The organism is Pseudomonas sp. MOIL14HWK12:I1, assembly GCF_000510705.1.
Lineage (GTDB): Bacteria > Pseudomonadota > Gammaproteobacteria > Pseudomonadales > Pseudomonadaceae > Chryseomonas > Chryseomonas oryzihabitans.
In genome coordinates this window covers 1-24424 of sequence record NZ_AZNY01000006.1, presented here as the reverse complement: position 1 = coordinate 24424, position 24424 = coordinate 1, and the positions used below count along the sequence as shown (strand labels likewise).

General features: G+C 67.4%; 18 protein-coding genes and 1 rRNA gene. 10 read left to right on the top strand and 9 right to left on the bottom strand.

All coding sequences use genetic code 11. The annotated features are described in order from the left end of the window. Positions 1 to 94 precede the first annotated feature (94 nt). From ptsP to PSEK12I1_RS0104115, 4 genes are all read left to right on the top strand, one after another. Entirely contained in the window at positions 95 to 2977 is a 2883-nt protein-coding gene (gene ptsP, locus PSEK12I1_RS0104130; RefSeq protein ID WP_027600768.1) for a phosphoenolpyruvate--protein phosphotransferase, read from the top strand. Further along, on the top strand, positions 2974 to 3942 hold the full coding sequence (gene pfkB, locus PSEK12I1_RS0104125) for a 1-phosphofructokinase (protein ID WP_027600297.1): 969 nt from the start codon (positions 2974 to 2976) through the stop codon (positions 3940 to 3942). Before ptsP ends, pfkB begins: the two co-directional genes overlap by 4 nt. After that, on the top strand, positions 3939 to 5696 hold the full coding sequence (locus PSEK12I1_RS0104120) for a PTS fructose-like transporter subunit IIB (protein WP_007162016.1): 1758 nt from the start codon (positions 3939 to 3941) through the stop codon (positions 5694 to 5696). Before pfkB ends, PSEK12I1_RS0104120 begins: the two co-directional genes overlap by 4 nt. A 73-nt stretch (positions 5697 to 5769) precedes the next feature. Beyond that, a complete protein-coding gene (locus tag PSEK12I1_RS0104115) occupies positions 5770 to 7125 on the top strand; it encodes a chloride channel protein (protein ID WP_027600767.1) in 1356 nt (451 codons plus the stop codon). Positions 7126 to 7219: 94 nt separating this feature from the next. On the opposite strand, the gene PSEK12I1_RS0104110 is transcribed toward PSEK12I1_RS0104115, so the two are convergent. Further along, entirely contained in the window at positions 7220 to 7966 is a 747-nt protein-coding gene (locus tag PSEK12I1_RS0104110; RefSeq protein WP_027600766.1) for an SDR family oxidoreductase, read from the bottom strand. A 171-nt stretch (positions 7967 to 8137) separates the two neighbouring features. On the opposite strand from PSEK12I1_RS0104110, the gene PSEK12I1_RS0104105 reads away from it, so the two are divergent. The 4 genes from PSEK12I1_RS0104105 to PSEK12I1_RS0104090 all read left to right on the top strand — a co-directional run bounded on the left by PSEK12I1_RS0104105 (position 8138) and on the right by PSEK12I1_RS0104090 (position 14891). After that, positions 8138 to 10579: a glycogen/starch/alpha-glucan phosphorylase gene (locus tag PSEK12I1_RS0104105; RefSeq protein WP_027600765.1), complete on the top strand. Its 2442-nt coding sequence runs from the start codon at positions 8138 to 8140 to the stop codon at positions 10577 to 10579. A 266-nt stretch (positions 10580 to 10845) separates the two neighbouring features. Continuing rightward, positions 10846 to 12942: a glycogen debranching protein GlgX gene (gene glgX / locus PSEK12I1_RS0104100; RefSeq protein WP_027600764.1), complete on the top strand. Its 2097-nt coding sequence runs from the start codon at positions 10846 to 10848 to the stop codon at positions 12940 to 12942. A gap of 164 nt (positions 12943 to 13106) precedes the next feature. Next, a complete protein-coding gene (locus tag PSEK12I1_RS0104095; RefSeq protein WP_007162011.1) occupies positions 13107 to 14117 on the top strand; it encodes a class 1 fructose-bisphosphatase in 1011 nt (336 codons plus the stop codon). 168 nt (positions 14118 to 14285) lie between these two features. Continuing rightward, a complete protein-coding gene (locus tag PSEK12I1_RS0104090) occupies positions 14286 to 14891 on the top strand; it encodes an outer membrane protein (RefSeq protein WP_027600763.1) in 606 nt (201 codons plus the stop codon). A gap of 34 nt (positions 14892 to 14925) precedes the next feature. On the opposite strand, the gene copD is transcribed toward PSEK12I1_RS0104090, so the two are convergent. The 8 genes from copD to PSEK12I1_RS0104050 all read right to left on the bottom strand — a co-directional run bounded on the left by copD (position 14926) and on the right by PSEK12I1_RS0104050 (position 23190). Beyond that, positions 14926 to 15822, bottom strand: a complete 897-nt coding sequence (gene copD, locus PSEK12I1_RS0104085) for a copper homeostasis membrane protein CopD (RefSeq protein WP_027600762.1) — start codon at positions 15820 to 15822, stop codon at positions 14926 to 14928. Between the two features lie 2 nt (positions 15823 to 15824). Next, positions 15825 to 16196 carry a copper homeostasis periplasmic binding protein CopC gene (copC, locus tag PSEK12I1_RS0104080; RefSeq protein WP_007162008.1) on the bottom strand — a complete coding sequence of 124 codons (372 nt, stop codon included), beginning with the start codon at positions 16194 to 16196 and terminating at the stop codon, positions 15825 to 15827. 33 nt (positions 16197 to 16229) lie between these two features. Then, positions 16230 to 18020: a SulP family inorganic anion transporter gene (locus tag PSEK12I1_RS0104075; protein WP_027600761.1), complete on the bottom strand. Its 1791-nt coding sequence runs from the start codon at positions 18018 to 18020 to the stop codon at positions 16230 to 16232. A 211-nt stretch (positions 18021 to 18231) separates the two neighbouring features. Continuing rightward, on the bottom strand, positions 18232 to 19443 hold the full coding sequence (locus PSEK12I1_RS0104070) for an ammonium transporter (RefSeq protein ID WP_027600760.1): 1212 nt from the start codon (positions 19441 to 19443) through the stop codon (positions 18232 to 18234). Between the two features lie 195 nt (positions 19444 to 19638). Then, positions 19639 to 20223, bottom strand: coding sequence for a YigZ family protein (locus PSEK12I1_RS0104065; protein WP_027600759.1), 585 nt, complete (start codon positions 20221 to 20223; stop codon positions 19639 to 19641). Continuing rightward, positions 20220 to 20876, bottom strand: a complete 657-nt coding sequence (locus PSEK12I1_RS0104060; RefSeq protein ID WP_027600306.1) for a TetR/AcrR family transcriptional regulator — start codon at positions 20874 to 20876, stop codon at positions 20220 to 20222. Before PSEK12I1_RS0104060 ends, PSEK12I1_RS0104065 begins: the two co-directional genes overlap by 4 nt. 70 nt (positions 20877 to 20946) lie before the next feature. Further along, on the bottom strand, positions 20947 to 22323 hold the full coding sequence (locus PSEK12I1_RS23540; RefSeq protein ID WP_028700282.1) for a uracil-xanthine permease family protein: 1377 nt from the start codon (positions 22321 to 22323) through the stop codon (positions 20947 to 20949). A 69-nt stretch (positions 22324 to 22392) separates the two neighbouring features. Beyond that, positions 22393 to 23190: a DUF5020 family protein gene (locus PSEK12I1_RS0104050; protein WP_027600758.1), complete on the bottom strand. Its 798-nt coding sequence runs from the start codon at positions 23188 to 23190 to the stop codon at positions 22393 to 22395. A 270-nt stretch (positions 23191 to 23460) separates the two neighbouring features. Here PSEK12I1_RS0104050 and PSEK12I1_RS0104045 point away from each other — a divergent pair, with 270 nt between their 5' ends. Both PSEK12I1_RS0104045 and PSEK12I1_RS0104040 read left to right on the top strand, forming a co-directional pair. Next, on the top strand, positions 23461 to 23838 hold the full coding sequence (locus PSEK12I1_RS0104045) for a hypothetical protein (protein WP_007162001.1): 378 nt from the start codon (positions 23461 to 23463) through the stop codon (positions 23836 to 23838). Positions 23839 to 24347: 509 nt separating this feature from the next. Next, positions 24348 to 24424 (top strand): 16S ribosomal RNA (locus PSEK12I1_RS0104040); the annotation flags it as partial.

Below are 24424 nucleotides of genomic sequence, written 5' to 3'. Positions count from 1 at the left end.
CGACGCGGTTGCAGGGCTGAGCGAGCCGGCAAGCATCTATTACAAGAAAGGCACGGCGCCAGGATCAGGCGCGCGGCGCCGGAGGTATCCTTCCATGTTCGAACTCAATGCCCAGCATATCCGCATGGCCCAGCAGGCGCCGGACAAGGCGACCGCCCTGGCCATGCTCGCCGAGTCCCTGGTGACCGATGGCCTGGTCGCCCCGGGTTATCTCGACGGGCTCAAGGCCCGCGAGGCCCAGGGCTCCACCTACCTCGGCCAGGGTATCGCCATTCCCCATGGTACGCCCCAGACCCGCGACCAGGTGTTCGTCACCGGCGTGCGGATGATGCAATTCCCGCATGGCGTGGACTGGGGCGACGGTCAGCTGACCTACCTGGCCATCGCCATCGCCGCCAAATCCGACGAACACCTGCGCATCCTGCAGCTGCTGACCCGCGCCCTGGGCGAGAGCGATCTGCAACAGGCGCTGCGCGACGCCCGCGAACCCCAGCAGATCCTCGACCTGCTGCAGGGGGCGCCCCAGGCCCTGGCGCTGGACGAAGAACTGGTGCAGCTGGCCATCGATGCCGAGGACCTGGAAGACCTGGCCTGGCAGGGTGCGCGCATGCTCAAGCACATGGAATGCGTGGGGGCCGGTTTCGCCGGTGCCCTGCAGGCCAGCCAGCCGCTGCCCCTGGGCGACGGCCTCTGGTGGCTGAACAGCGAGACCGCGGTGAAACGTCCCGGCCTGGCCTTCGTCACCCCGCTGCAGACCCTGCAGGTGCAGGAGCAGCCGGTACGTGGCCTGTTCTGCCTGGCCAGCCTGGGCGAGGGCCATCGCGCCCTGCTCGAACGCCTTTGCGATCTGCTCGTCGCTGGCCGTGGCCAGGAGCTGGCCCAGGCCACCTCCCGCCGCGCCGTGCTCGAAGCCCTGGGCGGCGAAGTCGCCCCGGACTGGCCCAGTGCCCAGGTGGTGCTGGCCAACGCCCATGGCTTGCACGCGCGTCCGGCCAAGGAGCTGGCGCGGCTGGCCAAGGCCTATGACGGCGAGATCCGCGTGCGCGTCGACAACGGCGCCCCGGTCTCGGCCAAGAGTCTGTCGCGGCTGCTGGCGCTGGGCGCCCGGCGCGGCCAGACCCTGGAATTCCTGGTCGAGCCCGGCACCCCGGCCGAGGCGGCCTTGAACGATCTGATCGGCGCCGTACAGGCCGGTCTCGGCGAAGAGGTGGAGCCGGTCACCGCCAGCGCCCCGGCTCCGGCCGGTGCCGCGCGGGTCACCGCCATCAGCCTGGTGGACCCGTCCGAGCAACTGCCGCTGGCGCCGGGCGATCGCGCCCAGGCCGTGGCCGCCGCCCCCGGCCTGGCCGTGGGCCCGGCCCATGTGGTGGCGCCCCAGCACTTCGACTATCCCGCCACCGGTGAAGGCGCCGCCGCCGAGCGCCAGCGCCTGGACGCGGCCCTGGCCGCGGTACGCGCCGACATCGAGGCGCTCATCGCGCGCAGCGAGGCCAGCGCCCTGCGCGAGATCTTCCTGACCCACCTGGAAATGCTGGAAGACCCGGATCTGCAGCAGGGCATCGCCGCCCGGCTCAAGGCCAACGCCAGCGCCGCCGCGGCCTGGGACGCCCAGATCGAGGAGGCGGCCAGCCAGCAGGAAGCCCTGCACGACCGGCTGCTCGCCGAGCGCGCCGCCGACCTGCGCGACGTCGGTCGTCGGGTACTGGCCCAGCTGTGCGGCGTCGAATCCGCCCGCGAACCCGAAGAACCCTATGTGCTGGTGATGGACGAGGTCGGCCCGGGCGATGTGGCGCGGCTGGACCGCGAGCGCGTCTGCGGCATCCTGACCGCCCGTGGTGGCGCCAGCTCCCACAGCGCCATCGTCGCCCGCGCCCTGGGCATCCCGGCCATCGTCGGCGCCGGCCGCCGGGTGCTGGACCTGGCGCCGCGCAGCGTGCTGCTGCTGGATGGCGACAAGGGCACCCTGGAAATTGCCCCGGACGCCAGCCGCATCGAGGCCGTGCAGCGCGAGCGCGAGGTCCAGGCCGAGCGCCGCCGCGCTGCCGAGGCCCGGCGTTTCGAAAGCGCCACCACCCGCGATGGCCACCATGTCGAGATCGCCGTGAACCTGGGTGATACCGCCCAGGCCGCCGCCGCGGTGGAGCAGGGCGCCGAAGCCGTCGGCCTGCTGCGCACCGAACTGGTGTTCATGAGCCATGACAGCGCGCCCGACGAGGCCGCCCAGGAGCAGGAATACCGCCGTGCCCTTGATGGCCTGGCCGGCAAGCCGCTGGTGGTGCGGACCTTGGACGTCGGCGGCGACAAGCCGTTGCCCTATCTGCCGCTGCCGGCGGAAGAGAATCCCTTCCTCGGCATCCGTGGCATCCGCCTGACCCTGCGCCGTCCGGAGCTGCTGGAAACCCAGCTGCGCGCCCTGCTCAAAGCCGCCGATGGCCGGCCGCTGCGGATCATGTTCCCCATGATCGGCCGGGTCGAGGAGTGGCGTCAGGCACGGGACATCCTCGCGCGCCTGCGCCAGGAGATCCCCACCACCGATCTGCAGGTCGGCATCATGATCGAGGTCCCCTCGGCCGCGCTGCTGGCCCCGGTGCTGGCGCCGGAAGTGGACTTCTTCAGCGTCGGTACCAATGACCTGACGCAATACACCCTGGCCATCGACCGCGGGCATCCGCTGCTGTCGGGCGAGGCCGACGGCCTGCACCCCAGCGTGCTGCGCCTGATCGACATGACGGTGCGTGCCGCCCATGCCCACGGCAAGTGGGTCGGCGTCTGCGGCGAGCTGGCCGCCGATCCCCTGGCGGTGCCGGTGCTGGTCGGCCTGGGCGTGGACGAGCTGTCGGTTTCGGCGCGCAGCGTGCCCCTGGTCAAGGCCCGGGTCCGCGAGCTGGAGTTGCGCCAGGTGCAGTCCTGCGCCGCGCGCGCCCTGGAGCTGGGTACCGCTGCCGAGGTGCGGCAGAGCGTGGAGGCCCTGCGATGAGCCGAATCCTCACCCTGACCCTCAACCCGGCGCTGGACCTCACCGTCCAGTTGCCGGAGCTCAAGCCCGGCGCGGTGAATCGCAGCGAGGCGGTGATCGTCCATGCCGCCGGCAAGGGCATCAACGTCGCCCAGGTGCTGGCCGATCTCGGCCATGAACTGACGGTGAGCGGCTTTCTCGGGGCCGACAACGCGGCCGCCTTCGAAGCCCTGTTCGCCCGCCGCGGCTTTACCGACGCCTTCGTCCGGGTCGCCGGCGAGACCCGCAGCAACCTCAAGCTGGCCGAGGCCGCGGGCCGCATCACCGACATCAACGGGCCTGGCCCGGAGGTGTCCGCCGCCGCCCAGCAGGAATTGCTCGAGACCCTGGATCGCCTCGCGCCCGGCCATGACGCCGTGGTGGTGGCCGGCAGCCTGCCGCGAGGGGTAAGCCCCGAGTGGCTGGCCGCGCTGGTCGGCCGCCTCAAGTCGCTGGGCCTGCCGGTGGCGCTGGACACCAGTGGCGCCGCCCTGCGCGCCGCCCTGGCCGCCGGTCCCTGGCTGATCAAGCCCAATACCGAAGAACTGGCCGAAGCCTGCGGCGCACCGGCCGAGACCGCGACCGAGCAGGCGCTGCTGGTCGAACAGCTGCGGGCCCTGGGCATCGAGCACCTGGTGATCTCCCAGGGCGCCGATGGGGTGCGCTGGTATGGCGCCCAGACCCTGGAGGCGCAGCCGCCCAAGGTCACCGTGGCCAGCACCGTCGGCGCGGGGGATTCCCTGCTGGCCGGCATGCTGCACGGCCTGCTCACCGGCCAGGCGCCGGAGCGCACCCTGACCACGGCCACCGCCATCGCGGCCCTGGCCGTGACCCAGATCGGCTTCGGCATCAATGATCCCGCGCAACTCGCCGTCTTCGAAGACCAGGTGCAGGTGCGTGTCCTTCCCGACTTTCCGCTAGAACAAGAATCAGGGGTAAACCCATGAACATCGCCATCGTCACGACCTGCCCGACCGGCATGGTCACCAGCGTGCTCAGTGCGCGCCTGCTGGACGCCGCCGCCCAGCGCCGCGGCTGGACCACCAGCGTCGAGATCCACGACGGCCCCGAGGCCACCCTGCTGACCGACGACCAGGTGGCGCGCGCCGAACTGGTCGTGGTGGTCCACACCGGCGCGGTCGACCTGTCGCGCTTCGTCGGCAAGCGCGTCTACCGCGCCGCCCCGGCCGAAGCCCTGCGCGATGTTGACGCCTTCCTGCAGCGCGCGGCCAGCGAAGCCAAGGTGCTGGAACAGGCCCCGGCGGCGGGTGGCGCTGCCCCCAGCGCTCCCGCCAGTGCCAGCGAAACCCCGCGGCTGGTGGCCATCACCGCCTGCCCGACCGGGGTCGCCCACACCTTCATGGCGGCGGAGGCGCTGCAGAACGCGGCCAAGAAGCTCGGCTATCGCCTGCACCTGGAGACCCAGGGCTCGGTAGGGGCACGCAATCCGCTGCCGGCCGAGGCCATCCGCGACGCCGACGTGGTGCTGCTGGCCACCGACATCGAGGTCAATGTCGAGCGCTTCGCCGGCAAGCGCGTCTATCGCTGTGGCACCGGGGTCGCCCTCAAGCAACCCGAGGCGACGATCAAGAAGGCCCTGGCCGAGGGCGAGACCCTGGCCGGCAGCGCCGCGCCAGCGGCGGGCGAGGGCGCCAAGCCAGCCAAGAAGGAAGGCGCGGGCGTCTACAAGCACCTGCTCACCGGGGTGTCCTACATGCTGCCGATGGTGGTGGCGGGCGGTCTGCTGATCGCCCTGTCCTTCGTCTTCGGCATCGAGGCCTTCAAGGAGCAGGGCACCCTGGCCGCGGCGCTGATGCAGATCGGTGGTGAATCGGCCTTCAAGCTGATGGTCCCGGTGCTGGCCGGCTACATCGCCTACTCCATCGCCGACCGCCCGGGTCTCGCCCCCGGCATGATCGGCGGCTGGCTGGCGGCCAGTCTGGGCAGCGGCTTCATCGGCGGTATCATCGCCGGCTTCCTGGCCGGCTACGTGGCCAAGGCCATCGCCCAGCACGTCAAGCTGCCGGCCAGCGTCGAGGCGCTCAAGCCGATCCTGATCATCCCGCTGTTCGCCAGCCTCATCGTCGGCCTGGTGATGATCTATCTGGTCGGCACCCCGGTGGCCGGCGCCCTGAGCCGACTCACCGACTTCCTCAACAATCTGGGCACCAGCAACGCCGTGCTGCTCGGCCTGATCCTCGGCGCCATGATGTGCATCGACTTCGGCGGCCCGATCAACAAGGCCGCCTATGCCTTCACCGTCGGCCTGCTGGCGTCCAAGACCTACGGGCCGATGGCCGCCACCATGGCCGCCGGCATGGTGCCGCCCATCGGCATGGGCATCGCCACCCTGCTGGCCCGGCGCAAGTTCGCCCAGAGCGAGCGCGAGGCGGGCAAGGCGGCGTCGGTGCTGGGGCTGTGCTTCATCTCCGAAGGCGCGATTCCCTTCGCCGCCAAGGATCCGCTGCGGGTGATCCCGGCCAGCGTGATCGGCGGTGCCCTCACCGGCGCCCTGGTGATGCTGTTCAACTGCAAGCTGATGGCGCCCCACGGCGGCCTCTTCGTGCTGCTGATCCCCAACGCCATCAGCCACGCCTGGCTGTACCTGGCGGCCATCGCCGCCGGCAGTCTGGTGACCGGGGTCATCTACGCGGTGCTCAAGCGCAACGAAGCCGCCACCGAGCTGGTCCCCGCGGCCTGATCCGGACCCTGGCGATACCGCTGTAACAAGAGGTTACACTGGGAGGCTCTCGCCTCCTGGTGGCCTCTTCTCCATGTCCGACCCCGTCTATCCCGATACCGATCCCGAAGTCGCCGCCCGGCGTCGGCTGCATCTGCTGCGCCATCGCCGGCGCCGTCGGCTGCGCGAGTGGCGCCAGCGCGTCGCCTTCTGGGTCGGCGCGGTGCTGGTGGGCCTGGCCGGTCTGGGCTTCGCCTGGCTGGCCGATGCCTCCTTCGGCCTCTTTCAGCAGCTGCTGCAGCACAGCGCCTTCTGGCCCTGGCTGGTGACGCCCCTGGGCTTCGCCGGACTGGTCTGGCTGACCCAGGGCGCGCTGCGCGATGCCCGTGGCAGCGGCATCCCCCAAGTCATCGTCACCCTCGAACGACCCGAGGCGGACCTGCGCGCCCGGCTGCTGGCGCCCCCCATCGCCCTGGCCAAGCTGCTGCTCACGGCCGGCGCCCTGCTGGTGGGCGGCTCGGTAGGGCGGGAAGGCCCCACCGTGCACGTCGGCGCCGCCTTGCTCTACGGCTTCGGCAAGCGGCTCGGCCTGCATGGCCGCCGCACCCTGTCCGGACTCATCCTCGCTGGCGGCGCCGCCGGGATCGCTGCCGCCTTCAACACCCCCCTGGGCGGGGTGGTCTTCGCCATCGAGGAACTCACCCACACCTTCGAGCAGCGCTTCAGCGGCCTGGTGCTGACCGCCGTGCTGCTCGGCGGCATCGTCACCCTGGGCATCGTCGGCCCCTACAGCTATCTCGGCGCTCTGGACCTGCATCTGACCTGGGGCCTGGGCTGGATCGGCGTAGCGGTGATCGGCGTCATCGGCGGACTGCTCGGCGGTTGCTACGGTCGCCTGGTGCTGCCCACCGAGCGGGGCTGGCTGGGGCGCCTGAATGCCCTGCGCGGTCGCCGCCCGGTGGCTTTCGCCGCCGGCTGTGGCCTGGTGCTGGCGGCTTTGGGGCTGTTCTCCGGCCAGCATGTGTTCGGCACCGGCTATGCCGAGACCCATGCCATCCTAGCTGGCGAACCCATGACCGGCGGCGACTTCCTGCTGTGGAAATTCCTCGCCAACGTCGTCTCCTACCTGGCCGGGGTACCGGGCGGCCTGTTCTCGCCCTCGCTGGCGGTGGGGGCGGCCCTGGGCCCCTGGCTGGTCGACTGGCTGCCGGGCATCAGTCTGCCGCAATGCGCCTTGCTGGGGCTGGCCGCCTACCTCGCCGGGGTCACCCGCACCCCGCTGACCGCCACCGTCATCACCCTGGAGCTGGCCCACAGCCCGGACATGGCGCTGCCGGTGCTGGCGGCCTGTCTGCTGGCCGCCGCCGTCTCCGGCTGGCTGATGCCGGTGCCGCTCTACCATGCGCTGTCGCAGCAGGTGCTCAACGCCCTGACGCGCCGCCGCGACTAGGCCCTGTACGAAAAATGCCTGCGCTCGGTGATGCTTCGTTGAAAAACGCTTCGCCTGACCGTCGCTCGGCGACTTTTCGTACAGAGCCTAGGCCCTAGCGCCCGCCACCGATATCCAGCAGGGCGCCGGTGGTGTATGAGGCTTCGTCCGACAGCAGCCAGAGGATGCCGGCGGCGATCTCCTCGGCCTCGCCCGCACGCCCCAGCGGGGTGGCCACGCCCAGGCGCTCGGCGCGGCCCGGCTGGCCGCCGCTGGCGTGGATGTCGGTAAGGGTCACGCCGGGTCGCACCGCATTGACCCGCACCCCGTGCGGGCCGAGTTCCTTGGCGAGGCCCAAGGTCAGGGTGTCCAGCGCCGCCTTGCTGGCGGCATAGTCGACGTATTCGTTGGGCGAGCCCAGACGCGCCGCGATGGAAGAGACATTGACGATGGCGCCACCGCGGCCGCCGCGCTCCCGCGACAGGTGGCGAGCCGCCTCGCGGGCACAGAGAAAGGCGCCATAGACGTTGACCTCGAACATCCGTCGCAATCGCTCGGCGCTCATGTCCACCAGTGGCTGCGACTGATCGACGATCCCGGCATTGTTGACGAAGGCGTCCAGGCCGCCGAAGCGCTCCACCGTGCGCTCGAACAGCGCCAGCACCTGGGCTTCGTCGGCCACGTCGCCACGCAGCGCCAGGCCTTCCACGCCCAGCGCCTCGATCTCGGCCAGAGTGGCCCGGGCCGCGGCCTCGTCATGGCGATAGTTGAAGGCGACGTTCCAGCCGCGGCGGGCGGCGCCAAGGGCCGTGGCGCGGCCGATGCCACGACTCGCGCCGGTGATGAGCAGGGTCTTGCGCATGGTGAAAACCTCGGGCTAGAGAGGGTAGGGGTAACGGCTAACCGTCTGATGTGGCGAAAAAAGCTTGGACGTCCCCGTCGTTTCGCCTAAAAGTAAGGCGAACGGCACGCGCCGCATTATCCGCGGCCACTTCGCGATCTGATTCCTAAGCGCTTGCAGAGGTCAATCCTGATGACGAGACCCCGCTTCATCTCGCCTAACGAAGTTTCCGCGCTCCGTACCAACATCCTCTCCAAGCTCACCTACGCCGTCGGCAAGGACCCCGACAACGCCCTCGACCACGACTGGTTCCAGGCCACCGCCCTGGCCGCCCGGGACTACATCGTCGATCGCTGGATGAGTCGCACCCGCGACGCCTATCGCACCGGCCAGAAACGGGTCTATTACCTTTCCCTGGAATTCCTCATCGGTCGCCTGCTGATCGACAGCCTGTCCAACCTCGGCATCCTCGAAGAGACCCGTCGCGCCCTGGCCGACCTCGGCGTCGACCTGGAACGCATCCGCGGGCTGGAGCCGGACGCCGCCCTGGGCAACGGCGGCCTCGGCCGGCTGGCCGCCTGCTTCATGGAAAGCATGGCCACCCTGGGCATTGCCAGCCACGGCTATGGCATCCGTTACGAGCACGGGCTGTTCCGCCAGGTGATCGCCGACGGCTTCCAGCTGGAGCAGCCGGAAAACTGGCTGGATTTCGGCAATCCCTGGGAATTCGAACGCGCCGAGGTGGTGTACGAGATCGGCTTCGGCGGGCATGTCGCCCCCTACGGCGAAGGCGATCCGCGGCGCCAGGTGTGGACGCCCGGCGAGCGCATCCGCGCGGTGGCCTATGACACCCCGGTGATCGGCTGGGGCGGGGAGGGCGCCAACACCCTGAGACTCTGGCGTGCGCGACCGCTGGAGATCCTCCACCTGGAAACCTTCAACGCCGGCGATCACGTCGGCGCCGTGGCCAACGAGGCCCGCGCCGAGAGCATCTCGCGGGTACTCTATCCGGCCGACAGCAGCGAAGCCGGCCAGGAATTGCGCCTGCGCCAGGAATACTTCTTCGTCGCCGCCTCCCTGGCCGACCTGACCCGTCGTCATCTCAAGCAGCACAGCGACCTGCTCAGCCTGCCCGAGCACGTGTCCATCCAGCTCAACGACACCCACCCGGCCATCGCCGTGGCCGAGCTGATGCGGCTGCTGGTGGACGTCCACGGCATTCCCTGGGACGCCGCCTGGAGCACCACCGTCGGCACCCTCAGCTACACCAACCACACCCTCTTGCCCGAGGCCCTGGAGACCTGGCCGGTACAGCTGATGGAACGCCTGCTGCCGCGGCACATGCAGATCATCTACCTGATCAACGCCCAGTTCCTCGACTCCCTGCGCGCCCGCGGCGAGACCGATGGCGGCATGATTTCCTATGTTTCCCTGATCGACGAAAGCCAGGGGCGCCGCGTGCGCATGGGCAATCTGGCCTTTCTTGGCTCGCACAGCATCAATGGCGTGTCCGGTCTGCACACCGACCTGATGCGCAAGACGGTCTTCCGCTCGCTGCACCGGCTCTATCCGGATCGCATCAACAACAAGACCAACGGCATCACCTTCCGCCGCTGGTTGCACCAGGCCAATCCGGCGCTCACCGACCTGCTGGTGGATACCCTCGGCCAGGGCGTGCTGCACGATCCGGAAAAGACCCTGCCGCAGCTCAAGCCCTATGCTAACGACAGCAATTTCCGCGAGCGCTTCGCCCTGCAGCGCCAGCGCAACAAGGACACCTTCACCAGCCTGGTGAAGCAGCGGCTGGAGATCGACCTCGATCCCAATGCGCTGTTCGATGTCCAGATCAAGCGCATCCACGAGTACAAGCGGCAGCTGATGAATCTGCTGCAGACCATCGCGCTGTACCAGGCCATCCGCGACAACCCCAACGGCGACTGGACGCCGCGGGTCAAGATCTTCGCCGGCAAGGCCGCCGCCAGCTATCACCAGGCCAAGCTGATCATCAAGCTGGCCAACGACGTGGCCAAGGTGGTCAACAACGACCCCCTGACCCGTGATCTGCTCAAGGTGGTCTTCCTGCCCAACTACAACGTCAGCCTGGCCGAGGTCATCATTCCGGCGGCGGATCTTTCCGAGCAGATCTCCACCGCCGGCATGGAAGCCTCGGGCACCAGCAACATGAAGTTCGGCCTCAACGGCGCCCTCACCATCGGCACCCTGGACGGCGCCAATGTGGAGATGTGCGAACTGATCGGGGAAGAGCACATGTTCATCTTTGGCCTCAAGGCGGCCGAGGTGGAAGAGCGCCAGCGCAGCGGCGGCATCTCCTCGGACATCATCGAGAATTCGCCACGCCTGGCCCAGGTGCTCGCCGGATTGCGCGGCGGCCAGTTCTCGCCCGAGGATCCGGCCCGCTACAACAGCCTGCTCGACGTCCTGACCTGGCACGACCGCTTCCTGGTCTGCGCCGACTTCGACGCCTACTGGGAAGCCCAGCGCCAGGTCGAGACCCGCTGGCAGCAGCCGGACAGGTGGTGGCAATCGGCGGTGATCAACACCTCCAGCATGGGCTGGTTCTCCTCCGACCGCACCATCCGCGAATACGCCACGGAAATCTGGAAGGCGCTGTAGTCGAGCACGCTTCGCGGCCATGGCGGTCCGCCGCTGCGGCCGCTCCTACGGGTAAGGCACCCTCCTGTAGGAGCGGCCCATGGCCGCGATAAGGACCACCATAGAGCAGGTGCCCAGGCAGGATTTGCTGGGCTTCGCTACGCTCAACCCAGCCTACGGCGGCCGGCCCTGGCCACGATCAGCTATCCCCCGATTGAGAACCCGCGGCTTCCACACCGTCTACATCCTTGCAGCATCCGCCCCGCAAGCCCGTCACCGGAGTCCCCATGCCCCGCACCTCTACCCGCCTCGAAGCGGGCAATCCTGCCCATTACGGTGCCACCCTCGTCGAGGGCGGCATCAACTTCGCCGTCTGGTCGCCGGCGGCTGAAGCCGTCGAACTCTGCCTCTACGATGCCAAGGGGGAAGCCGAGACCCAGCGTCTGGCCTTTCGCGAACACGAAGGCGGCGTCTGGCATGGTTTCCTGGCCGGTGCCAAAGCGGGTCTGAGATACGGTTTGCGCGCCCAGGGTGCCTACCGTCCCCAGGACGGCCTCAGATTCAACGCCAACAAACTGCTGGTGGACCCCTGGGCCCTGGCGGTGGACCGGCCCTTCCAGCTGCATCCCAGCACCTATGGTTTCCATCCCGAAGATCCCAATCGTCCGGACGCGCGCGACAGCGGTGCCCATGTCCCCAAGGCCATCGTCCTGCCGCCGGTCGATAGCCTGACGCCAGCGCCCAAGCGCCGCGACGCGGGACTGATCTACGAATTGCACGTACGCGGCCAGACCCAGCTGCATCCGCAGGTGCCCACCCGCCAGCGCGGCACCCTGGCGGCGCTGCGCCATCCGGCGCTGATCGAGCACTGGCAGCGCCTCGGCGTCACTACCCTGGAGCTGCTGCCCATCGCCGCCTGGGCCGACGATCGCCATCTGCCCGCCCTGGGGCTGGCCAACTACTGGGGCTACAACCCGGTGGTCATGGCGGCGGTCGATCCGCGCCTGGCGGGGCGCGAGGCCCTCGCCGAATTGCGCGAGACGGTGGCCACCCTGCAGGCGGCCGGCTTCGAGGTGCTGCTCGACGTGGTCTTCAACCACACCGGCGAAGGCGACGAACTCGGCCCCACCTTCAATCTGCGTGGTCTGGACAATGCCGGCTACTACCGGCTGCAGCCGGACGATCCGGCGCGCTATATCAACGACATGGGCTGCGGCAACTGCCTGGCGCTCTACAGCCCGCCGGCGTTGCGCCTGACCCTGGACAGCCTGCGCCATTGGGTCACCGCCGTCGGTGTCGACGGCTTTCGCTTCGACCTGGCGCCCGCGCTAGGTCGCCTGGAAAGCGGCTTCGATCGCGACGCGCCACTGCTGCAGGCCCTGGCCCAGGATCCGCTGCTGCGTCAGGTGCGACTGGTGGCGGAACCCTGGGACATCGGCCCCGGTGGCCATCAGGTCGGCGCCTTCCGCGCGCCCTGGCAGGAATGGAACGACGCCTTCCGGGACGACGTGCGCCGCTTCTGGCGCGGCGACGACGGTCTGAGAGGCGCCCTGGCGACCCGCCTGGCCGGCAGCGCCGATCTCTTCGGTGCGGGTGATCGCTCCTTGCGCACCAGCGTCAACTTCGTCACCGCCCACGACGGCTTCACCCTGGCCGACCTGGTCAGCTACGCCGAAAAGCACAACGAGGCCAATGGCGAAGGCAATCGCGACGGCACCACCGACAACAAGAGCTGGAACAATGGCGTCGAAGGACCGAGCGACGACCCCGCCGTCCTGGAAGCCCGCGCCGCCGACCAGCGCGCCCTGCTGGCGACCCTGATCCTGGCCGGGGGCGAACCCATGCTCACCGCCGGTGACGAATTCGGTCGCACCCAGCAGGGCAACAACAATGCCTATGTGCAGGACACTGAACTGTCCTGGCTGGACTGGCAGCAGGCCGCCAGCCCGGCCGGGCAACGGCAGAGCGCCTTCGTCGGTCGGCTCATGGCGCTGCGCCAGGAGTTACCGGCCCTGCAGGCGCAGCGGCTGCTTGGACGACCCGATCCCCGTGGCTGGGTCAGGATCGAATGGCTCGATGCCGACGGTGCGCCGATGGACGACGGTCGCTGGCAGGCCGGGGGCAGCCTGCCGCTCGCCCTCACCCTGGAGCCCCTCGACGGAGCGGATCAGCCCCAGGCCGCACGGATCTGGCTGGCCTTCCAGCCGCGCCGGGAGGAAATCGACCTGCGCCTGCCGCCGTCACGTGACGGACATCACTGGGTGATACAGCTGGACAGCCGTCAGCCTGAACTGGAACCCGACTCGGCAGTCTATCCCAGCGCCGAAAATCTCCGTGCTGGCCGAGGCGTACTGCTGGCCGTGGAGACCCCGAACGCGCCCTAGACGCGCGTTCCCTGCCGGCCGCCGGTGCCCGGCGCCTCGTTGCCCCGGCGACAGCGTCCGGAATCGGCACTGGCTGGCAGACCTGGCCTGACGGTCCGCTCTGCTTGAGACGGAGCTTGAGCTTTGGCGCTACACTCGCGCCCATCATTACAAGGAGCACCGCGATGTCCCGGATATCCCTCAGTCGTTACCTCATCGAGCAGACCCGCAGCCACAAGACCCCGGCCGACCTGCGCTTCCTCATCGAAGTCGTGGCACGGGCGTGCAAGCGCATCAGCTACGAGGTGTCCAAGGGGGCGCTGGGTGGCGTGCTTGGCAGCATGGGCACCGAGAACGTCCAGGGTGAGGTGCAGAAGAAGCTGGACGTGCTGTCCAACGAGATCCTGCTGGAAGCCAACGAATGGGGCGGCACCCTGGCCGGTATGGCCTCCGAGGAAATGGACCAGGTACACCAGATTCCGGGTCACTATCCCAAGGGCGCCTACCTGTTGATGTTCGACCCCCTGGACGGCTCGTCCAACATCGACGTCAACGTCTCCGTCGGCACCATCTTCTCCATCCTGCGCAAGGACTTCGTCAGCAGCACCACCGGTGACGTGACCGAAGAAGCCTTCATGCAGAAGGGCACCGAGCAGGTGGCTGCCGGTTACGCCATCTACGGTCCCCAGACCATGCTGGTGCTGACCCTGGGCGACGGCGTCAAGGGCTTCACCCTGGATCGCGAACTGGGCAGCTTCGTGCTGACCCACGAAGACATCACCATCCCCGAGACCACTGCCGAATTCGCCATCAACATGTCCAACCAGCGCCACTGGGAAGCCCCGGTCAAGCGTTACGTGGACGAGCTGCTGGCTGGCAAGGAAGGTCCCCTGGGCAAGAACTACAACATGCGCTGGATCGCCTCCATGGTGGCCGACGTCCATCGCATCCTTACCCGCGGCGGTATCTTCATGTACCCGCGCGACGCCCGCGAGCCGGAAAAGCCCGGCAAGCTGCGCCTGATGTACGAGGCCAATCCCATGTCCATGCTGGTCGAGCAGGCCGGTGGTGCCGCCACCAACGGTCACCAGCGCATCCTCGACGTCCAGCCGGACGGCCTGCACCAGCGGGTGGCGGTGTTCTTGGGCTCCAAGGAAGAAGTGCAGCGCGTGACCGAGTACCACCGTCAGCGTTGATCCCTCCCTGCCGGGCCGCCTGCAACGGGCGGTCCGCTGCTCCGCTCGTGTCCTGCCTCAGCGTTCAGCTCCGATTCAGTCCCCTTAATCCGCTGCTAATCCGCCACCGCCGAAGATGGCCGCGCAGCCGGTCGGGCTGTATTCGCATCGCGTGAGGAGCCTTTCACCATGAACGCCCTGAAATCCCGTGTCGTCCTCTTCGGCCTGCTGGCCCTGGCCAGTCATCAGGTCTTTGCCGCCGATCCCCAGAATTTCGCCGGCCTCACCTATGGCAAGAGCTACGACAACTTCAGCAACAGCCACGCCCTCGACCGCAACCTGAACGGCCCCGATACCGATGGTGCCATCGATGGCAGCAACACCTGGGGGCTGCGCCTCGGTCAGCAGAACGATGCCGGTCGCTACTACGCCACCCTCGACCAGGCCAGCGGCAGCAGTGATGGCCTGAGACTCAAGCAGCAGGACCTGACCGGCAGCTACGATGCCTTCTATCCCCTGGGCGACAGCACCAAATTGTTTGGCGGCGGCACCCTGGGCGTCGCCCGGGTCACCCAGGATGGTTCCAGCTTCGGCCATGACAGCGACCTCGGTTATGTGGCCGGGGTCCAGGCCGGCATCCTGCAGCAGGTCAACGACCGCACCTCCCTGGAAGCCGGCTATCGCTACCTGCGTAGCAACGCCAAGCCGGACATCGATCAGGACGGCAGCAAGCTGGGTTCGAGCCAGCTCGACAGCAGCAAGGAAATCTACCTGGGCATGAACGTCTATTTCTGAGGCGTGGCCGGGGCGACAGCGTTCGCCCCGGCTGTCAGCTGAAGGGATCCAGACCCGAGAAGGCCGCCACCAGCGTGACGACGACCACCCCGAGGGCGATCTCCACGGCCGTGGCCCGCCGCAGCAGCTGCCATGCCTGGGGTCCCTGTCCCAATCGCGGCACCAGCAGATAACGATTGGCCACGGCCAGGACGACCATGGTCGCCACCACCAGCACCTTGGCCAGCAGCAGGCCGGAGTAGGGCGTCAACCGCAGCAGGCCGGCCGGACCGAGGATCAGCAGGCTATTGAGCGCGCCGCTGAGCAGGGCCAGCGCCACGCAGATCTGCCCGGGTAGCGAGTAACCGCGCAGCAGCCGCTGGACCTCCCCCCTGAGCCGGGCCGGAGGCCGCCCCAGGCACAGCAACACCCCGGGCAGACTGCCCAGCCAGAGTCCCGTGGTGAGCAGATGCAGGGCCTGGTTCAACCTGTGCACTCCGCCGAGCGCGCCCGCGGTCGCGGCGGCATGGCCACCCAGGGCCAGACTGGCCAGCAGTAGGCCACTCAAGCCCCACAGCCAGCGAACGCCACGCATCCCGGGTCCCGCCAGCAGCCACAGGGCCAGCAGCAGGCCCAGCGGCAATTGCCAGCGCCAGCCCTGGCCGGCCTCGGTGGCCAGATAGAGCTGCCACAGCGGCAGGTTGAAGGCATCCGTCCAGCCATCGCCGACCAGCGCGGCCTGCAGCGGCAACAGACTCAGCACCCCGAGCAGCAGCAGGGCCCCCAGCAGGCGGGCCGCAGGGCGCGCCCGTTCTAGCAGCCAGCCGCTCAAGGCAGGGCGACCCAGCCAGAGCGCCAGCGCCAGATAGCCCCAGGTCAGCAGCAGCGGCAGCAGGAAGAGGGCGCGGGCGAGGGGGCGCCAGGCATCGGGCGTCGCCAGTCCGCCGTCCATCCTTACTGGACGGTGAAGCGATAATCGCCCTGGGTCTTGTGTCCGTCCTTGGCCAGCACCCGCCATTTGACCTGGTAGCGGCCCGCTTCCAGCGGTGCCTCCAGCGGCACCTCCAGGGTGCGTTCGTCACCACCGGAAATCACCTTGCCGGTGGTGATCGCCGTACTGGCCTGACCCTCCAGCCGCTGCAGCTGCACCTGGCTCAGAGACGCCTCGACCCCTTCGGAAAAGCTCAGACTCAGCTGCTTCGGTGCCGGGCTGGTGCTGTCGGGGGCGGGCTCGGCGCTCTTCAGGTGACCATGGGCCAGGGCCAGCCCCGGCAACAGCAGAGAGGTCAGGGCGAGACGGCGAGCGAGACGCAGGGCAGCGGTCATGGAGAACTCCAGCGGCAGAAGGAAACCGCCAGCTTAGCAGTCCGCCCGAGTGGCGTCCGCGCCCGGCGCCTGTTCCGCCGCGCGTGCCGCGCACTCGACGAAGGTCCGGGCGGTGCAGCTGCGGCAAACCTCCGGATCCAGGCGCGGATAGATGCTGCGCAGGGCCTGATCCTTGGACGAAAAGATATGGCCGTCGCCCAGCTCCTTGAGAAAGCCGGTCTTGGCGAACAACTGCAGCACCGGCGTGCGCGGGCGATGGAAATAGAGATCGCCACCCTGGGCGCGTCGCTCGCGCCATTCGCGCCGCCAGAGGTCGTTACCCGCCAGGTCGATGAAATTCATGCTCTTGGTCATGAACAGGGCGTGCTTCTGCCCGGGCTGGGCGTTGCGAAAGCCGTCCAACTGATCGCCGACATGGGGCACGGCGCCAAAGAACACCGAGCCTTCCACCCGCACCAGCTTGAGTTGCGGACACTCCTGCGCCGGCTGGCCCAGTTCGTCCAGCGGGGTGAAACGGCGCTCGGGGGTACGGGGATCCGGCACCAGCGGGCGGATGGCCGGGTGCGAGGTGCGATAGAGGTAGGCCACCAGGGATACCAGGGTGCCCAGCAGCACGGCGCGATCCAGCGGAATGGTCAGGGTCGCCAGCAAGGTCACCCCGGCCACCAGGGCCTCGGTGCGGCTGACCCTCAGCACCTCGCGCCAGCGCCCCAGGTCCAGCAGCCCGCGCGCCACCAGCAGCAGGGTGGCGGCGATGGCGGCCAGCGGAATGGCCGCGATCAGGGCGCCGCCAAAGGCCACCAGGGCCACCACCAGCAGGGCGGCGAACACCGCCGCCAGCGGGGTGCGGGCTCCGGCTTCGAAATTGGGCATGGAGCGATTCAGCGAGCCGCAGGAGACATAGGCCGAAAAGCAGCCGCCGACCAGATTGGCCAGCCCTTGGCCACGGAATTCGCGATTGACGTCGAGTCGCTGTCCGGAGCGCTGGGCCACCGCCTTGGCGATCGACAGCGACTGCCCCAGGGCCACCAGGGTCAGGGCCACGGCGATGCCGGAGAGATTGCCCAGGTCCTGCAGGGTGACGTTGGGCAGATGGAAGGGAGGCAGCGCCGAGGGAATCCGTCCGACCGTGGCGATCCCCTGGGCCGCGCCCGCCACGCTGCGCTCCAGGATCCAGGCGCTCAGGCAACCGGCCAGCAGACCCAGCAGCATGGTTGGCCAGCGCGGGCGCAGCCGCCGCAGCAGCAGGGTGGCGACCAGGGTCACCACGCCGATCAACAGCGAGGGCCAGTGGATCGCCAGGGGATGGGCGACGACATAGCCGAGCACGCCAAAGGCCGAGGTGCCCAATGGCGGCGACAAGCCGAGCAAATCCTTGAGCGAATAGAGCCCGATCAGCACCGCGGCGCCACTCATGAAGCCGAGCAGCACCGAGGGCGAGATGAAGTTGGCCACCGCGCCCAGGCGCAGGGCGCCCACCGTCAGTTGCAGCATGCCGACCAGCAGGGTCACCGCCAGCGCCAGATCGATATAGGGGCCGGAGCCCGCCAGCGCCAGCGGAGACAGCGCCGCCAGCAGGGCCAGGGAGTTGGCGTTGGTCGGCCCGGTCACCACATGGCGACTGGAACCCGCCAGGGCGGCGACGATGCAGGGCACCACGGCGCCATAGACGCCGTATTGCGGAGGCAGTCCGGCCAGGGTGGCGAAGGCCACGCCCTGGGGCAGCGCCAGGACCGCGCCCAGCAGACCCGCGCCAAGATCCGCCTTCAGGGTGGTGCGGTCCACCTCGCGGAGCCAGGGCAGCAGGGTCGAAAGGGCGGGCATGGGGCGCTCCTGGAACAAGGGTCGCCCACTCTACCGATTCCGGTCGCCGGTGGGCTACCCGAGTCCCGCCGTCGCCGTTCGCCGCCACGACATCGAGGCCGTGTTCATTTCTTCACCAGTCGCCGCCAGCCCGGTCTCTGTGGCGTTCTCGTGACTTCATGCACGGGTTATCCACATCACTGTACACGGTCCCTGTGGGTAACCTCGGCCGCTAGCCGTCGTGGCTGTTGGCGGCGATGCGATGGATCGACAGGTCGGCGCCCTGGTATTCCTCTTCCTGACTCAGACGCAGCCCCAGCACGGCCTTGAGCAGCCCGTACACCGCCAGGCCGCCGAGCAGGGCGACTGCGATACCCAGTCCCGTGCCCGCCAGTTGCGCCAGCACGCTCACCCCACCCAGGCCGCCAAGTCCGGTCTGGCCGAACAGGCCACAGGCGATGCCGCCCCAGGCGCCGCAGAGGCCGTGCAAAGGCCAGACGCCCAGCACATCGTCCAGCTTCCAGCGCGTCTGCACCGCGGTGAAGGCCCAGACGAACAGGGCGCCCGCCACCAGCCCGGTGGCCAGGGCGGCGATGGGATGCATCAGATCGGAGCCGGCACAGACGGCGACCAGGCCGGCCAGGGGCCCGTTGTGCAGGAAGCCGGGGTCGTTGCGCCCGAGCAGCAGGGCAGCCGCCGTCCCGCCGACCATGGCCATCAGCGAATTCAGCGCGACCAGGCCACTGACGCCTGCCAGGCTCTGGGCGCTCATCACGTTGAAACCGAACCAGCCGACGATCAGGATCCAGGAGCCCAGCGCCAGAAAGGGGATGTTCGACGGCGGAAAGGCCACCAGCCGGCCTTCGCGATAGCGACCCTGACGCGGCCCCAACAGCAGCACGGCCGCCAGCGCCAGCCAGCCACCCACGGCGTGCACCACCACGGAGCCGGCGAAATCGTGGAAGCGCGCGCCGAACAGCGCTTCGAACCTGTCCTGCAGCCCCAGGTTGTTGTTCCACATCAGGCCTTCGAAGAACGGATAGACGAAGGCCACGATCAGCGCGGTGGCGCACAGTTGCGGGACGAAACGCGCCCGTTCGGCGATGCCGCCGGAGATGATCGCCGGGATGGCTGCGGCGAAGGTGGCGAGGAAAAAGAACTTCACCAGCCCATAGCCGCTGTCGGCGGTCAGCACCTGGGCAGGCGCGAAGAACGTCACGCCATAGGCGATCCAGTAGCCGACGAAGAAATACACCAGGGTGGAAATGGCGAAGTCGGCGAGGATCTTGGACAGCGCGTTCACCTGATTCTTGTGCCGCACGGTACCGGCTTCGAGAAAGGCGAAACCGGCGTGCATGGCCAGCACCATCACGGCACCCAGCAGCAGGAACAGGGTATTGGCACTGTGGACCAGGGTCGCCACAGCGGAAGGCAATTCGTTCATCAGGGCAGTCGTCGCTAAGGGTTGCACCAAAAACATGCCTGGCGGCTGCTCGATGCGCGCTTTTAGGGCGTGCTGCAGCTCTCGGCAGGTTCAGTCTTGCCGCCAAGCAGAGCGCAACGGGGAATTAGCGCGGGGATGCGCCAGGGCGGTGCGAATCGGAAGGGCGTGCACCAGGAGATAGCAAAGGTCGTGCCGCTAGAGCGCACGCATCACGATACGTCCACTGCTCAGATTGCTCAGCAGCATCGCTACTTCGTCGCGTCGCTGGGGCTCGACCGCAATCCGCAAGTCGATCTCCAGCGCCTGATAGTCCTCGGCGAGCACGAGCACCGCCAGGGCTGCCAGGCGAGCCTTGATCAGCGGCCACTCCGCATAGGTACAGGCGAAGCCATAGTCCTGCCGCACCACCAGCGGCTGCTTGTCCGCCTGTTGCAGGCAACGGGCGGCGCAACCGCCATAGGCGCGCACCAGGCCGCCGGTACCCAGCTTGATGCCGCCGTACCAGCGGATGACCACCACCACCACCTGATCGCAATCCTGCCCCTCGATGGCGGCCAGAATGGGCCGGCCCGCCGTCCCACCGGGTTCGCCGTCGTCATTGAAGCGGTATTGATTACCCAGCTTCCAGGCCCAGCAGTTGTGGGTCGCGGTCGGCACGCTCACGCGGTCGATGAAGGCCATGGCCGCTTCCACCGTGGTGACGGGCGCGGCGAGGGCGAGAAAACGACTCTTGCGCACCTCTTCCTCGCAGGCGGCATCCTGGATCAGGGTAAAGGTCATGGTGCCTGGAGACCCAGTCCCTTGAGAATGACATGGGTCAGGGTCCGCGCCGCCTCGTCGAAATCCTGCCGGGTCAGACGGGTGCGCCCGGTCACCTGGCAGATCTGGCTGGCGAAGTCGGCATAGTGCTGGGTACTGCTCCACAACAGGAAGATCAGGTGGACCGGATCCACCGGATCCATCTTGCCAGCCGCGATCCAGGCATCGAACACCGCTGCCCGGCTGCGAAACCAGGTCTGGTAGTCCTGATCGAAATACTCGTACAGGCAATGACCGCCGCCGATGATCTCCATGGCGAAGATCCGGGAGGCCAGCGGTTGCCGACGCGAGAATTCCAGCTTGGCGCGGATGTAGCGGCTCAAGGCTGCCGCCGGATCGTCTTCGACGGTCAGGTGATTGAAGGTGCTGTCCCAGAGTTCGAGGATGTTGCCCAGCACGGCCATATAGAGGCCGAGCTTGTTGTTGAAGTAGTAATGAAGATTGGCCTTGGGCAAGCCAACGCGTTGCGCGATGGTGTTCATGCTGGTGCCCTTGAAGCCATGGCGGGCGAATTCTTCCTCCGCCGCGCTCAGGATCAACTCCTCATTCTTCTGCCGGATGCGTCCGGCCGGCTTGTCCTGGCCGGCGTGATGGGCGGGTACGAGAAGGGTCATGACAACTGGAGGATCCTGAGGCGCGGCAGGCATCAATAGCGTACCCCCGGCCCTGGACACAAGGGCTGTTTTACCGGTGTGGCGCTGGCGAGCCGCATTCCGTCACCGCTGCGCGGCGCTCCTCGGGCAGCAACAGGTTGAGCAGGATGGCGGTGATGCCGCCGCTGGTGATCGCGGTGTCGAAGAGATTCTTCACCAGTGGCGGCAGCTGATCCAGCAGCGTCGGCTGGCTGGCGATACCGAGACCCACGCCAAGGGAGGTGGCGATGATCAGCAGGCTGCGGCGATCCAGGGTGCAGTGCGCCAGCAGCCGTATCCCGGCCGCGGCGACACTGCCGAACAGCACCAGGGTCGCACCGCCCAGCACCGGCTTGGGAATCTGCTGCAGGACGGCGCCCAGCACGGGGAACAGACCCAGCACCAGGAGGATGGCGCCTATCCAGTAGCCGACATGGCGGCTGGCCACGCCGGTCAGCTGGATCACCCCGTTGTTCTGCGCAAAGGTGGTGCTGGGAAAGGTATTGAAGGTGGCGGCGAGCAGGCAGGCGACCCCATCACCCAGGACCCCGCCCCGCAACCGCCGCAGATAGCCGGGTCCTTCGACGGGTTGCCGCGAAATCAGGCAGTTGGCGGTCAGGTCGCCGGTGGTTTCCAGGGTGCTGATCAGATAGATGAGCGCGACCGGGAGGAAGGCCGACCAGTCGAAGGCGAAGCCGAAATGGAAGGGGAGGGGGACGCTGACCAGGGGCAGGTCCGGCAGCGGTTGAGGTTTCAGCAGGCCACAGGTCCAGGCGGCGAGGGAGCCCACCAGCAGGCCGATCATCACCGCCGACAGCCGCAACCAGGGACGCCGCGACAGATTCAGGCCGATGATGACGACCAGCACCAGACCACCGAGGGCCAGGTTGATCGGTGCGCCGAAATTGGCGGCCTTGGCGCCCCCGCCGAGATCGGTGACGCCCACCCTGATCAGGCTGATGCCGATCAAGGTGATGACGATGCCGGTCACCAGTGGCGTGATCACCCGGCGCAACAGACCCAGGCAGCGACTCAGGCCGATCTGGACGAAGGCGCCAAAGAAGCAGACGCCAAAGATCATCGCCAGGATGTCCTCCGGCGTCCCGCCGCGCTGCTTGACCAGCATCCCGGCTGCCAAGACCGCGGATAGAAAGGAGAAGCTGGTGCCCTGCAGGCAGATCATGCCCGCGCCCAGTCCACCGGCACCCCGCGCCTGCAGAAAGGTACCGACGCCCGACACCATCAGCCCCATGCTGATCAGATAGGGCAGGTGCTCGTGCAGCCCCAGGGCGCCGGCAATGATCAGCGGTGGGGTGACGATCCCTACGAAGCTCGCCAGGACGTGCTGCAGGGCGGCGCAAAAGGCCGCGAGCGGGGCCGGGCGATCGTCCAGGCCATAGAGCAGATCATCGTGGACGGGAGTGGGCATGGTGATTACCTCGCAGTGGCGCTGCGGGCCGGTAAGGCGGCTGCAGCGCCAGAAGTGGGTCTGGCCAGGCTAGAACTGATACTTCACCAGGAAGCTGAAAACGCTCTGGTCGGTACGGAAGCCCTCGCTGTCCTTGATGCCGTACTTGTCCGACCAATAGTCGTACTCGGTCCCTACATAGAGGTGCTTGGCCTCGTAGCCCATGGCCTTGCCCAGGTCGTACTTGACTTGGGGATTGAAGTGCAGATTGGCGTGATAGCTGCCCTTGTTGTTCATCACCCAGTCCATGTAGCCATCGATGAGCAGATCCGAATTGCCCAGGGGCAGGGTGTAGGCCCAGACCGGCGTGAGCTGCCAGGCACCCGAGGGGGCACTGCCGCCATCCGGCTTGCGGTAATAGAGATTCAGCTGGAAGTAGTCGAAGCCCGGCACCTTGAGGTCGAAACCTGGACCGACCAGATAGTTGCGCTGGTCACGGCCGGCGCCCTCGCCATCGTTCTGGTCGTATTCCAGGGTGGTGGCGAGCAAGACATCGGTGACCGGACCAAAAGAAAGGTCCCGCCCGGACAGCTTGCCGAAGGACAGTCGCGGACTGATCTCGCCATAGAAGCCCTGATGACCGTCGCTGGCGTTCGTCGCACCGTTGAACCAGATGCTGTCGACGAAGAGGAAGAGATCGCCCCAGGTCCAGCTGCTGGCATGCTCGAAGGTGACGGTCTGCTGGATGCGGGGATCGACCCGGAAATCCTTGCCATATAGATAGGTGAGGCTTTCACCGTGCCACAGCAGTGGGCTGTCAGCGGCTTGGGCGGCACCGGCTGTGAACAGGCTGGCGGTCAGCAGCGCGGTGGTTAGGGTCTTGCGCATGTAGGCTCCTGGAAGTGCTTTCTCGTTATGTGCAGCGTCCGCCGTGCTCAGCAAAATCGACGCCAAGCTCCGGCGGGCGGGAGAAAATAGTTATTTTTCAACGCCTTGTATAAGGATTCCGGGAAATTTCAGCTGTTTGGCAGGGCACCAAACCTGACCACTTGCTCAGTTTTCGTGCCCTGAAGGGGCGCCCGCAGCGGCGCTGCTGCGAAACAGCGCACAGGGGGCCGCGCAGTGCTAAGGTGCTGGGCGACCCCGCAGGAGATAGTCATGAAGTTGCTTATCGGTATGCTGACGGCCTTGCTCTGCTGCTCTTTCGCCTCGGCTCAGGTCCCCCAGGGTGGGACGGGACAGCCAGGCATCCTCATGATCACCCGGGGCGATGCCTACTCAGGTTCGGGATGCGACATAGGTCTGGTGATTCAGGGGCGCCTCGCCGGCACCCTTATGGCCGGTCAGAGTGCTTCCTTCAATCTGCCGCCTGGCGAGATCGCCGTCAGCCTTACCTCTTCCGGCCCGGGGGGTTGCGCGGCGCCCATGGCCAGCAGCGTCGCCCAATCCATCCTGCTGACTCCTGGGGAGATCAAGCAGTACCGGATCATCGCGACCGAGGCGGGGTATCGGCTGGCCCCCATCCCCCTTTATTGAAGTTTTTTGAAATAACCTGTTGACCTGCTCTGAAACTCCCCTATAATGCGCCCCACTTCCGGCGCAGACGCTGAAGCGGCTTGAAAATCAAGCACTTAGGTCTGAGTCGGGCGAGGGGTCCACGGATTCTTCGCCATTGGGTCTCACCCTCGGGTGATGACGAAATGAAGTGGAGGGGGTTGACAGCGTCTTGGGATGCTGTAGGATTCGCCTCCCGCTGCCGAGATTGGTTCTACCGGTCAGGCAAGCGCAAGTGGTTGAGTTGAAACGAAAAAGTTCAAATCAACGCTTGACAGGATGTGAGGGCAGCGTAGAATGCGCGCCTCGGTTAGCGACACGGTCGCAACCAACTGTTCTTTAACAAGTTGAATCAAGCAATTCGTGTGGGTGCTTGTGAGATAAGTCTGATGTCGCAAGATTATCAGCAACACAAGTAACTCGTGAATTCATGAGTTTTTTGCGATTGCTGAGCCAAGTTTAGGGTTTTCTCAAAACCCGATCAGTCTACTTAACTGAAGAGTTTGATCATGGCTCAGATTGAACGCTGGCGGCAGGCCTAACACATGCAAGTCGAGCGGATGAGAGG

Bases quoted from the DNA above. Each gene is read 5' to 3' on its own strand.
- ptsP (WP_027600768.1), top strand. From the start codon at position 95: ATGTTCGAACTCAATGCCCAGCATATCCGCATGGCCCAGCAGGCGCCG.
- pfkB (WP_027600297.1), top strand. From the start codon at position 2,974: ATGAGCCGAATCCTCACCCTGACCCTCAACCCGGCGCTGGACCTCACC.
- PSEK12I1_RS0104120 (WP_007162016.1), top strand. From the start codon at position 3,939: ATGAACATCGCCATCGTCACGACCTGCCCGACCGGCATGGTCACCAGC.
- PSEK12I1_RS0104115 (WP_027600767.1), top strand. From the start codon at position 5,770: ATGTCCGACCCCGTCTATCCCGATACCGATCCCGAAGTCGCCGCCCGG.
- PSEK12I1_RS0104110 (WP_027600766.1), bottom strand. From the start codon at position 7,966: ATGCGCAAGACCCTGCTCATCACCGGCGCGAGTCGTGGCATCGGCCGC.
- PSEK12I1_RS0104105 (WP_027600765.1), top strand. From the start codon at position 8,138: ATGACGAGACCCCGCTTCATCTCGCCTAACGAAGTTTCCGCGCTCCGT.
- glgX (WP_027600764.1), top strand. From the start codon at position 10,846: ATGCCCCGCACCTCTACCCGCCTCGAAGCGGGCAATCCTGCCCATTAC.
- PSEK12I1_RS0104095 (WP_007162011.1), top strand. From the start codon at position 13,107: ATGTCCCGGATATCCCTCAGTCGTTACCTCATCGAGCAGACCCGCAGC.
- PSEK12I1_RS0104090 (WP_027600763.1), top strand. From the start codon at position 14,286: ATGAACGCCCTGAAATCCCGTGTCGTCCTCTTCGGCCTGCTGGCCCTG.
- copD (WP_027600762.1), bottom strand. From the start codon at position 15,822: ATGGACGGCGGACTGGCGACGCCCGATGCCTGGCGCCCCCTCGCCCGC.
- copC (WP_007162008.1), bottom strand. From the start codon at position 16,196: ATGACCGCTGCCCTGCGTCTCGCTCGCCGTCTCGCCCTGACCTCTCTG.
- PSEK12I1_RS0104075 (WP_027600761.1), bottom strand. From the start codon at position 18,020: ATGCCCGCCCTTTCGACCCTGCTGCCCTGGCTCCGCGAGGTGGACCGC.
- PSEK12I1_RS0104070 (WP_027600760.1), bottom strand. From the start codon at position 19,443: ATGAACGAATTGCCTTCCGCTGTGGCGACCCTGGTCCACAGTGCCAAT.
- PSEK12I1_RS0104065 (WP_027600759.1), bottom strand. From the start codon at position 20,223: ATGACCTTTACCCTGATCCAGGATGCCGCCTGCGAGGAAGAGGTGCGC.
- PSEK12I1_RS0104060 (WP_027600306.1), bottom strand. From the start codon at position 20,876: ATGACCCTTCTCGTACCCGCCCATCACGCCGGCCAGGACAAGCCGGCC.
- PSEK12I1_RS23540 (WP_028700282.1), bottom strand. From the start codon at position 22,323: ATGCCCACTCCCGTCCACGATGATCTGCTCTATGGCCTGGACGATCGC.
- PSEK12I1_RS0104050 (WP_027600758.1), bottom strand. From the start codon at position 23,190: ATGCGCAAGACCCTAACCACCGCGCTGCTGACCGCCAGCCTGTTCACA.
- PSEK12I1_RS0104045 (WP_007162001.1), top strand. From the start codon at position 23,461: ATGAAGTTGCTTATCGGTATGCTGACGGCCTTGCTCTGCTGCTCTTTC.